Raw genomic sequence first — 10,378 nt, 5'->3', positions numbered from 1 at the left:
TCGGGTAAGGCCCAGAGGCGCCGCCACCACTCCGCCCGCAAGGGCCTCGAGTCCTCGGCCCTCAAGGCCGCCTCGGAGGCCGCCGCCTCCGGCGCCCCGATCTGCCCTCAGGAGCAGCCGGCCCGCCTCGTGAGGGGAGGATGCGGCACCATCCATGTGGACGTCACCGACAAGCTCGTCGATGTCAAGACCCACGTCTACGACGCCGACGCGGGAGAGGGGCGCAACACCTCCGGCCAGCTCCTGTGGATCCTGTCCCAGGAAGGGTGCGACGGGATCACCTCCGAGCTCTACGGCAGGGAGTCGTCGTTCTCCCACATCCGCGAGCGCTGCCGCAGCTTCGGGGTGACCCTGGCCGACGACGGCGCCATCGGGCGCATGGAGGCCCCCGAAGACGCCGGCGACAGGGCCATCGAGCTGCCCGTGGGCCAGGTGCTGGCCGGGGCGGCCCGCCAGGCCGGCTCCAGGGGCGCGGCCTGCCTCGGCGCCTCCCGCGTCCCGCGCCTCGACATGGCCCTGCTCAGGTCCGACGTCGCCCGCTGCCTCCGCGGGCCCGGGGGCTACGTCGAGGTGCCCTTCGAGGTGAGCTTCGGCCCCGACTCCCACGGGGTCGACCAGCCCGTGCCTTACGACGCGGAGAGGGGTGTCTGGAGGCTCCCGGTCATGGCCGTGTCTGCCCGCCGCGCCTCCGTGGGCCCGGACGGCATGGAGAGGGAGAGCGACGTCACCCGCATGTACGCCCAGACCCTCACGGCCGTTGTCGCCCAGGACTTCTACCGCCGGTGCGCCGCGGCCTTCGAGGCCGCGGGCGACGCCGCGAGAGCCGCCGAGTGCGCCGAGCGCGCGGACCGGGCCGAGGACCGGGCGAGGGGCACGGTCCTGCGGCTGTCGTCCCAGGTGGAGCGGGAGGTCTGCGACACCAAGGCGAACGAGTTCGTCAAGCGCCTCCTCAAGGGCAGGATCCCAGGGTCCTCCACGGCGGTCTGGCATCCCGACCCCTCCCTCTCGGTGACCGAGGTCGCCCTCTCCCCCGAGATCGCGGAAAACGCCGGCGTCGCAGACGGCGACTGGGTCCTCACGTGGAGGGACCCCATCCTCAAGAGGGGAGGGGTGCGCTATCTCAGGGCCAGGGTGGACGAGGCCATCGCCGACATCGCCGTGAACCCCGTGACCGCCATGTCCTACGACGGCGACTTCGACGGGGACACCATCGGCGTCGTGCCCCTGAGGACCCCCGAGGCCCGGGCCGAGGCCGCCGCCCGTTTCACCGTGGCCGCCCCGGGCGTCCGCCTGGACGTCTCCGCCCCCGCCGACGATCGCGGCAACAAGCCCGTCTACTTCAACGAGGGGGGAGACGTGGCCCGCGGCATCGCCGAGAGGCCCGGGCTCTCCGAGGGGTTCGCGGAGGACAGGGTGCTCGCCAACGAGGGCGCCCCCTACTTCGTCTCCTCCTACGACGCCCACGTCTCCGAGGCCCTGGCCGCCTCTACCTACCGCGGCCACATCCTGGTCTCGAGCCCGGAGGCCTGCGCCACCTCCCTGTACCGGGAGTGCGTCGAGACCGGCGTCAAGGGGAGCGTGGGAAAGATCGAGGACCTGTTCAGCTACGCCGGCTTCGACCTCTCCATGGCCGACGACGGTTCCATCGTCTCCATCGGCGGCGGGGGCTGCGGCCGCACCGCCGAGCGGACCGCCGCCTCCCAGATCTCCACCGCCGTCAAGAGCGAGGGCACAGGCAAGTCCGGCGCGTGGAGCAAGCGTTTCGTCGCCGCCTGCCGCGGGGGCGACGTCGAGGCCGCCACGGAGCTGATCTACCTCAACACCCAGAGCCTGCTCCAGGCGAAGCACGACGCGGTGAGGGCCATGGGGCTCTACCGCCTCATGGGCAAGCCCGCCCGAACCGTCTACTCCGGCGGCCTTATCGAGCCCGACGGGGACGGCTGGTCCAGGTCGGAGCCCGGTCAGGCCGACCCCGATCGCTGGGCCGAGAACGTCAACATGTTCGTCACCGACCCGAGGGGCATGGGCCTGTCAGTGGACCCGGACCTCGCGAAGCGGCTCGCCTCCCAGCTCACGGTCAGGAACGAGGACGGCGTGGAGGAGGTGGCCGATGTCACCCGCCGCTCCTACGTCGACCACCTTGGGTCCTCGACCCTGGACTACCTCGCCTACAGCTTCGGGCCCCACACCATGAGGGAGGTGGCCGACGCCGGCGGGGCGAACCTCTACGACGGCCTGGAGGCCGTGGCCCCGCCCTCGGTGAAGGAGGCCCGCAGGGCCCAGGGAAGGGGTGACTGGGGTCCGGCCGACGCCAGGGCGCTGTTCGCGGAGAGCCACTACATGCCCGTGGCGCCGGTCCACGGCAGCTTCCTGTCCACCTCCATGGGCAGGCAGCGGGACCGCGATGCCTCCGGACCTTCCCTCTGAGGTCGTCCCGTTCGTACATGACTTTGGAAGGCGGTCTGCAAAGTCCCTGCTCAGGCGCGGTGCCCCCAAAAGGCGACACCGCGCCTTTCTTCGGTCTCCACCAGAATCTGTGTCCAAGGACACACCGCGCCCGAGGGCGCGAGACCGAAAGGAGACCTATGAAGGACGTTTTCGCAGGGGGGCTCGCCGCCTTCGAGGACGCCGACGGCGCCATCGACTACGAGGCCGAGGAGGAGGCCGCCGGCGACCTGTTCTGCACCGTCGACGACGGTTTCGACCGCGACGCCTACGACAGCGCCTTCGCGAAGATCGTGGAGGGCGCCGACGGTGACGGCGAAGACGGCGGGGCTGCCGAGGGGCAGGAGGCGCCCGCCCCCGCGCCGGCCGCGCCCCCGGCACCGCGCCCTTCTGGGCGGCCTGCGCGCACCCCGGTCGGCCAGGACCCCGTGGCCGAGATCCTCGGCGACGTCGGGGGCGTGGTCGAGGCCTGGATGCGGGAGCGCGATGAGCGCCACGCGACCGAGGTCGCCGACCTCGAGGCCAAGATCGCCGAGCGCGACGAGCGCATCGCCCAGCTCGCCGCCGACCTCGCCTCGGCCCGCGGCGACGCCGCCCAGGCGAAGGCCGACCTCGCCGTGGCCCTCGACCGGGTGCGGTGCATCCGCTCGGCCGTGACCATGCCCGACGGCTCCGTGGCCGAGACCCTGAAGGCCCTCGACCGCATCGGGGAGGGCCGGTGACGGCCACGGCACGCATCGCCGCCGCATGCGCCGTGGCCGCCGCGGCCGTGGCGTCGTTCTGGGCCATGGCCTTCGCCTCGGCGACGGGGGCGGTGGCGGGGGGCGTGGCCATGGCGGCGCTGCCCGCCTGCTGCGCCCTCTCCGCCTTGGTCTCCAACCGGGTCACCTTTGCCCTCTGCGCCAAGGGGCGCCGCGGCGCCCTGGAGGTCGACGGGATCTACCGCCGCGGCGACCGCCGCTTCTCCGCCACGGCGTCGTGCGCGCCCGGTTCCGTGGAGTTCTCCGGGCCCGGACTTCCTCCCGAGGCCTACGGCCGCAGGTCCGTCTCGGTGGACCCGGACGACCCCTACCGCCTCGTTCTCGACGGGGCCACGTTCACCTGCCCGACGAGGGACGCCGCCGCGGCCGTCGCGGCCCTGGTCGCCCTCCCCGTACCGACGGGCACCGACAGATAGGAGGAGCGCTTGGCCCGGACCCTACGTCCGCCGCCCGGGCGCACACATCGTATGAATGTCAAATCCAAGCTGAAGTCCGCGACCCCGTCCGCCCTCTGGGTCCTCTGTCGCGTCGTCCACCTCGTTCTCTGGGCCCTGGCGATGTCTGTCCTCGTCCCCTTCGCCATCGACCTCTCCATCTCCCTGGCGACGGACTGGGCGGAGTTCTGCGGCGTCGCCGCCGACTGGACGCTGAGCCGGCTCTTCCTGGTCGTCGGTCCGCCCATGGTCATGTTCTCGGTGCTGATCGCCCTCGCCCTCCGCAGCCTCGGCCTGCTCATCTGGGACACGCTGCTCGACCGCGCGAGGTCGTTCCACGGCTGGCTCGTCGACTCCCTCATCGGCAAGACGGGGGAGTGCCATGGCTGCTAGGGTCCAGAAGGCGGAACCCCTGACCATCGGTGCCGACCTCGTGAAGGCCAGGGGTCTCCCCGGGCGGTTCTCCATCACCCGGGATGTGCTCCAGGCCGTGGCCCAGGTCCGCGTCACCGGTGCCCGTCTCGTCTGGGACCGCGACCGCAACTGGCGCCCGGGGGTCCATGTGGACGGGGAGGCCGTCAGGGTCTCCGGGGACCCCATGGCCGGCTGTCCCGTCCTGGGCTACGGCGTGGCCGCCGTGGACCACGGGGAGAGTCCCATCCCCGTGGACTTCACCGCCGCTTTCACCGACGCCGACCTCTCGACCCTCGTGGGGTCCGGCTTCTTCTCCAGGAGGGCCGACGTGGACCTCTCGGCCCTCGTCGGGGCCGTGCTCGACGTGCCCTGCACGGCGGCCGTTGTGGAGGAGTCGGTGGGGGAGGAGTCCGCCAAGGTGTCCGTCCAGAAGGTCGACTTCGACGGCCCCGAGGTCAACGGCCTCGCCACCCTCGTGGCCGTGAGGGTTCCCGCCGAGGGCCCCGGGGACGCCTAGGCCATGGCGGCCGACGTCGTCATCCACAACAGCTTCACCCTGAGGACGGCCGCAGGGGGCACCCGCGGCGGCCGGCCCGGGCCCCATGTCGAGGACTACGACAACCGCGAGGAGGCCTGCGAGGCCCTGCCCACGGTCCCCGGGGAGGCCGCTTACGACCTTCCCCCCTTGAGGCCGTCGGCCTCGGGGACCCCCCGGGACGGCACCGCCTTCGGGACGCTCCCCGGCCACGGGCGCACGCTCTCCGCCCCCGCGTCCTGGACCCGGGCGGCCGCCCGCATGATCCAGGGGCTCTTCGAGCGCGGCCGGGCCGTGTGCACGGCGGTGATCTCGTTCGCCACGGACTTCCTTCGCAGGGTCGGGGCCATGGCCGCGGCCCGCCCGGAAGACCCTCCTGGCCGCCTGGCGGGCAGGGTGGACGTGGTCCGCGTGAGGCGTGCCGTCATGAGGGCCGCGGACAGGCTCTGCGAGGGCTACGTCAGGCCCCTCGCCACCTGCGCCGTCCACACCAACACCGAGCATGTCCACGCCCACGTCACCATCGTGGAGGCGGGCCCGGAGAGCTCCCCCAGGGCCCGGAAGGGCAAGTTCCGCAGGAACGTCCTGGCGGCCGCCAAGAGGGCCGCCGTGGCCGAGCTGGAGCGGCTCTCCCGGATCATGGCCCCCTTCCGCGGCCTCGCGTCCCCCGAAAGGCCCCGGGTCGCGGAGATGCCCGCGCCCGGCCGCGACATCGAGGCCGCCCTCATGGCCGCCTCGGCGGCCACCGGCCACCGGCCGTCCGACGCTCTGGGCGCCCACGCCCGCGCCGCGGCCCGGGACAGGGCCGGGGTAGCCGTGGGCGACGGGCCCGCCGAGGTGGCCCGGGCCGTGGCCGGTCGCCTCGAGGCCGCCGAGGCCGACAGGCTGGACCGGGCCGCCGCCCGCGCCCTCGGCCCCGTCCTCGAGATGCGCCCCTGCGCCCCCGCCGACGAGTCCCTCTCCTCTGCGGCCCAGGCCAGGGACGCAGGCGCCAAGGCCGTCACGGTCGCCCTGGCCTGCTCCCGGGCCCTCGCGGACCCCGCCACGCCCCCCGACGGCCCCCTCGGGGCCCGGAGGCTCCGCCGCCTCAGGGACGACGCCCGGGCCGCGGCGGCCGCCCTGAGGACCATGGGGTTCCTCGACGGGGCGGTCCAGGCGCGGGCCCTCCACGAGGCGGCCTCGGAAGACCCGGGGTCGGTCGCCGCGGAAACCCTCGCGGACCTCGGGTGGGAGCCCTCCTCGGACGGGCCCGTCCCCGCGGTCACCCCCGAGGGGGCGCCGGAGGTGCTCGAGGCGTCCTGCGGGCGCATCGAGGGGGCCCTGGCGGAGGGTGGCGGGGGCCTCCCTGGTCCCGTCGGGGACTTCCTGGACTCCGTCGGGCCCCTCCGGGCAGCGCCCGCTGAGGTCCCCGGGAAGGACCCGGCCGAGACCGCCCCGCAAGGCGCCCCCGGCCAGGGCCCCGGAAGGCGGCCGGCGAAGGGCCCCGAAGACGCCCCCTCCGCAGACGGACGGGGGAGGGGACCCACGAAGGGCCCCTCCGGGCAGACCCCGCCGGCACGGTCCGCCGGCACGGTCCGCCAAGGGCCTTCCCAGGGGGCCGCGCCGGAGGTCCTGCCGGACGCCGCCCCGAGGGCCGCCGAGAGGCGCGGCAAGGTGGTCCCGCCGGGACCCGCCGTGGAGTAGGGCCCCGAAAGGGGGGCCCGCGCATACGACAAGGAGGTGGCCCATGGGCCGCTACGACGACATCGACCTGTCTGCGAGGATCGCCCTTCTGGGCCTCGGGGGCGCCCGCGACGAGGAGCCGCCCTCGGGTGCCGAGGGGGCGCCGGAGGCCCCTCCGGTGGACCTCGGCGCCTACGAGGGCCTCGCGGAGTACGCCGCGCCCTGCCCCGTGCCCACCCGTCCCGTCAAGGGGCGCGAGGACGAGCTCGACCAGATGGCCTGCGCCATGGAGAGGCCGGAGGTGTCCAACGTCGTGCTCCTGGGCAGGGCCGGCACCGGCAAGTCCACCATTGTCTACGAGGCGTCCCGCAGGGACCCCTCCCACCTATGGCTCGAGGTGGACGTCGCTCGCATGTGCCAGGGCCTCTCCAACCCCGACGCCATGGGGGCGCGCCTCAAGGGCCTCTTCGACGACGCGGCGCGGCTCGCCGCCGACGGGGGGCGCCCCGTGGTGCTCTTCATCGACGAGTTCCACCAGCTCGTGAGCCTCTCCTACGGGGCGGTGGAGGCCCTGAAGCCGATCCTCGCCCGCTCCAACGCCGTGGGCGTCCATGTGGTGGCGGCGACGACCTACGAGGAGTGGGTCGAGTACGTGAGCCCCAACCAGGCCCTCGTGGAGCGCCTCGAGCGCGTGAGCGTCAAGGAGATGGACCACGGGTCCGTGGTGGCGGTGGTCGACGGGTTCCTCACCCGCCACCTCGACGGGTCCGTGCCGGTGGAGCCCGGGTTCTCGGAGGCCGTGGTGGCGGCCACAGACGACTACATGCCCGCCAACGCCCAGCCCAGGAAGGCCATCCAGGTGGCCGACGCCTGCGTGGGCACCCACAGGCGCACCGGGTGCGCTGTGGACAAGGCCTTGGTGGCCCTCGTCATGGAGCGCCTCTGCGGCGCCCGCATCGAGACCGCCATCGACGCCGTGGGGATCCACCGCTACCTGGACTCCCGGGTCTTCTCCCAAGAGGCGGCCACGGAGGCCGTGGCCTCCCGCCTCGAGATCAGCGCCGCGGGCTTCTGCGACCCCGGCAGGCCCAAGGCGTCGTTCCTCTTCTGCGGCTCCACCGGCGTGGGCAAGACCGAGCTGGCCAAGGCCCTCGCCTCCTCCCTGTTCGGCAGCGACGGGGCCATGGTCCGCTTCGACATGAGCGAGTACGCCGACGAGTCCCTGGCTGACCGGTTCCGCCAGGCCCTCTGCCAGGAGGTCTGGTCGAGGCCCTTCTCCGTGGTTCTCCTCGACGAGATCGAGAAGGCGTCGGGGGCCGCCGTGAGGCTCCTGCTCCAGGTCCTCGACGACGCCCGCCTCTCGGACAGGAACGGGCGCGAGACCAGCTTCTCGAGCACCTACGTCGTCGTCACCACCAACGCCGCCGCCGACGTCTTCGACGACGTGGGCCGCTACGACTCCGGCGGCGCCGGTCGGCTCCTCCAGAAGCTCGAGCCCCTCATCCACGACCGCCTGGCCTCCTTCGAGGGGGGCCGCGTGTTCACGCCTGAGTTCCTCGGCCGCATCGACTGCGTCGTCCCCTTCCAGCCCCTCTCCGAGGAGACGTCCATGAGGGTGGTGGAGCGGGAGGTGGCCTCGGTGTGCGAGAAGGCGTGGAGGCTTCACGGGGTCCGGGTGGACGTGGACCCGAGGCTCCTCGACTACTTCCGAAGCGACCTCCTGAACGCCGCCGGCGGCGTCCGCGACTCCAAGGCCGGTGGCGCCCGGCGGGTCAAGGGCCTCGTCGGGTCCAGGGTGGCGGTGCCCGTGGCCGCCTTCATCAACGCCAACCCCAAGAGCCTGCGCTGCCGGGTCTCGGTGGAAGGGGAGCTCCTCGACGAGCAGGATGTCCTGGAGAAGGCGAAGACCCACGCGGTGAACATCGAGAGCACGGCCCGGGTCGTCGTCACCGACGGGAGCTGGCGGTGAGGCGGCGCAGGGCCCTGCCCGCACCGGCCGTGCGGGTGGGTGCGGTCAGGGGGGCGCGGCCCCGCTCGAAGGGCAGAAGGGCCTTGAACGTCGCCATCGCTGCGGTGGTGGTGGCGGCCATCCTCGCCGTCCTGGCCGTCTACGGCACCTCGGCCCTGGAGGGGCAGGCCATGAGGGACCTCGCCCAGGGTTCCGGCCCCGGGACGACGGCGGGCCAGGAGGCCGGCATCGACTGGGAGGCCCTGAGGGCCGAGAACCCGGCCGTGGCGGCCTGGCTCACCGTGGAGGGGACCCCCATCGACTGCCCGGTGCTCCAGGCCACGGAAGACGACCCTTCCTTCTGGCTCTCCCGCAACTTCTGGGGGGAGCGGTCCTTGTGCGGCTCGGCCGTCATCGACCCCGCGACGGACGCCTACGGCCTCCACACCTTGGTCTACGGCCATCATGTGGACGACTGGCGCGCCTTCAGCCCCCTCTGGCGGGCCTGGACCCCGGAGGTCTTCGGCTCCCTGGGGACGGTCACCTGGTCGGTCCCCGAGGGCCCCGAGACCTTCCGGCCCCTCTTCGCCTTCCGCTGCGACAAGGCCGATCCCGAGGTGCAGCGCTTCGACTTTTCCGGCGGGGCGGACGGCTCCGGATGCGACGTCGCCTCTCTGAGGTCCTGGCTCTCATCCCTGGGCACCCGGGCGGAGGCGTCGGCGGAGGGCTGGCAGGGGACCGCGGAGGACACGTCCCGGGTCCTCACCCTCGTCACCTGCTCGAGCCCCTGGGCGGGGCAGCGTGGGCGCACCGTGGTGGTCTGCGCCAGGGTCTGAGGGCCCAGACGGCAAGAGGCTCCCTAAGGGATCGTCCCCTGGGGGCCTCTTCCTTGGCCGAGGGTGTCCCTAGGCCGTCCCGCGGGCGGCACCGCCCGAGGCGCGGTCCGACAGCAGGCGCCCTTGCCAGCTCTCCCAGAGCCCCGCCCCCGCAGCACTTTCCCAGAAGGCCCCCTCGGCCTCGGTCCACCGGGACCACCCGCCGATCGTCTCCTCGATGTCCACAGCGGCATGCTCCGTGACGATTCCCAGGAAGAACCAGGACACGGGGGTTTCCGAGAGGGCCTCCGCCAAGGTGCCCTCGTCGTCGGCGAGCTTGGCGATGAGGCGTTTCAGCTCGTTATACTTTTCGACCCTCCCGTTCCAGGCCTCGGCGGTGGGACCGAAGGCGACCTCTGCGGCCAAGGTCCTCAAGAACCCCCTCGGGTCGATCTCGATGCAGGCCCCCTCGGCGGCGCCTTCCATGGCCAGGGGCGGGACCGGGCGGCTCCTCCCGGGGGTCCGGCGGTGCCTACGGCGAAAGGGGAGGTCGAGGCCGTCGTTCAGGAGCTCGCCCGCGGCCCAGCCCAGGCGGTACGCGGCGGGGTGCGGCGCAGGCTCGGCGGACGGCGCCACGGGGTGTGCCGCGGAGCCTGCCAAGAGCACCTCGACGGCCTCCCGGAGGCGGGCCGCGAGGGCGTCCCGGACCGCGTCCACGGGGACGGCCGACGGGGACTCCGCGGGCGCCCCCGCGAGGGTTCTCGCGGGGGTTTCGCCAGCGGTTCCGGCGGGGTCTTTCGGCAGACGCCGGCGGAACGTCCCGGCGAGGGTCTCGGCGGTGTCCATGGGGGCTCCTCGAGGGTCTGGGGGCGAAGGTGGGCTCACGGGGTATTCTAGCGGGTCCGGCAGGGGGTGCCGGCAGGGGGTCGGCGGGGGCGCCGGCAGGGGGGCTCTTCGCCAAGGACCACCGCAGAGGTGGCACTCAAGCCTTAATCTGTTGGAAGGCCTAGGAATGGAGGATGATTTGAGTACCAGTATCGAGTCTCAGATGGACGCGGGCGCCAAGCTGGGTCTTACCCCCTTGACCTTGGAGGCCATCAGAAGAGGTCTCATCCAGCTCGACGGTGGCAGGATCGTCTACCACGTCCATAAAAAGAAGAGCTACTCCATTGCGGACCCCGAGGAGGAGGTCCGGGCCGACACCATAGCGTTCCTCGTGCTTGAGAAGGGCTACGACGCGGAGAGAATCGAGACCGAGGTTATTGGGGCGCACGATAATTATGCCGACGTCGTTCTGTACCGGGACAAGCGGTGCACCGACGTCTGGCTTGTGGTGGAGGACAAGAAACGGGACGCCCCCAAGT

General features: G+C 72.9%; 9 protein-coding genes. 8 read left to right on the top strand and 1 reads right to left on the bottom strand.

Annotated elements, in window-relative coordinates; genetic code table 11:
• The 8 genes from OR600_RS09910 to OR600_RS09875 all read left to right on the top strand — a co-directional run.
• Positions 1-2,427: hypothetical protein (locus tag OR600_RS09910; RefSeq protein ID WP_265591143.1), on the top strand; the 2,427-nt coding region annotated here is incomplete at its 5' end.
• 158 nt (positions 2,428-2,585) lie between these two features.
• Entirely contained in the window at positions 2,586-3,167 is a 582-nt protein-coding gene (locus tag OR600_RS09905; protein WP_135978495.1) for a hypothetical protein, read from the top strand.
• Positions 3,164-3,622, top strand: coding sequence for a hypothetical protein (locus OR600_RS09900; RefSeq protein WP_135978494.1), 459 nt, complete (start codon positions 3,164-3,166; stop codon positions 3,620-3,622). Before OR600_RS09905 ends, OR600_RS09900 begins: the two co-directional genes overlap by 4 nt.
• Before the next feature lie 51 nt (positions 3,623-3,673).
• Positions 3,674-4,033 (top strand): hypothetical protein, encoded by a 360-nt coding sequence (locus OR600_RS09895; RefSeq protein ID WP_135978493.1) that lies wholly within the window; start codon positions 3,674-3,676, stop codon positions 4,031-4,033.
• Entirely contained in the window at positions 4,023-4,571 is a 549-nt protein-coding gene (locus OR600_RS09890) for a hypothetical protein (RefSeq protein ID WP_168354078.1), read from the top strand. The genes OR600_RS09895 and OR600_RS09890 overlap by 11 nt, the downstream gene beginning before the upstream one ends.
• Positions 4,572-4,574: 3 nt before the next feature.
• The gene (mobL, locus tag OR600_RS09885; protein ID WP_135978492.1) at positions 4,575-6,272 is read left to right on the top strand and encodes a relaxase MobL; all 1,698 of its coding nucleotides are present in this window, start codon (positions 4,575-4,577) and stop codon (positions 6,270-6,272) included.
• Positions 6,273-6,315: 43 nt separating this feature from the next.
• Positions 6,316-8,220 (top strand): AAA family ATPase, encoded by a 1,905-nt coding sequence (locus tag OR600_RS09880; protein WP_135978491.1) that lies wholly within the window; start codon positions 6,316-6,318, stop codon positions 8,218-8,220.
• Positions 8,221-8,303: 83 nt separating this feature from the next.
• On the top strand, positions 8,304-9,035 hold the full coding sequence (locus OR600_RS09875) for a class B sortase (protein WP_265591142.1): 732 nt from the start codon (positions 8,304-8,306) through the stop codon (positions 9,033-9,035).
• 69 nt (positions 9,036-9,104) lie between these two features.
• Here the strand turns inward: OR600_RS09875 and OR600_RS09870 are convergent, their stop codons facing one another.
• Entirely contained in the window at positions 9,105-9,860 is a 756-nt protein-coding gene (locus OR600_RS09870; protein ID WP_265591141.1) for a hypothetical protein, read from the bottom strand.
• Between the last annotated feature and the right edge of the window lie 518 nt (positions 9,861-10,378).

Source organism: Granulimonas faecalis (assembly GCF_022834715.1).
GTDB lineage: Bacteria > Actinomycetota > Coriobacteriia > Coriobacteriales > Atopobiaceae > Granulimonas > Granulimonas faecalis.
Note: the sequence above shows the minus strand (reverse complement) of the source record. Positions and strands in the feature narration are given on the sequence as shown.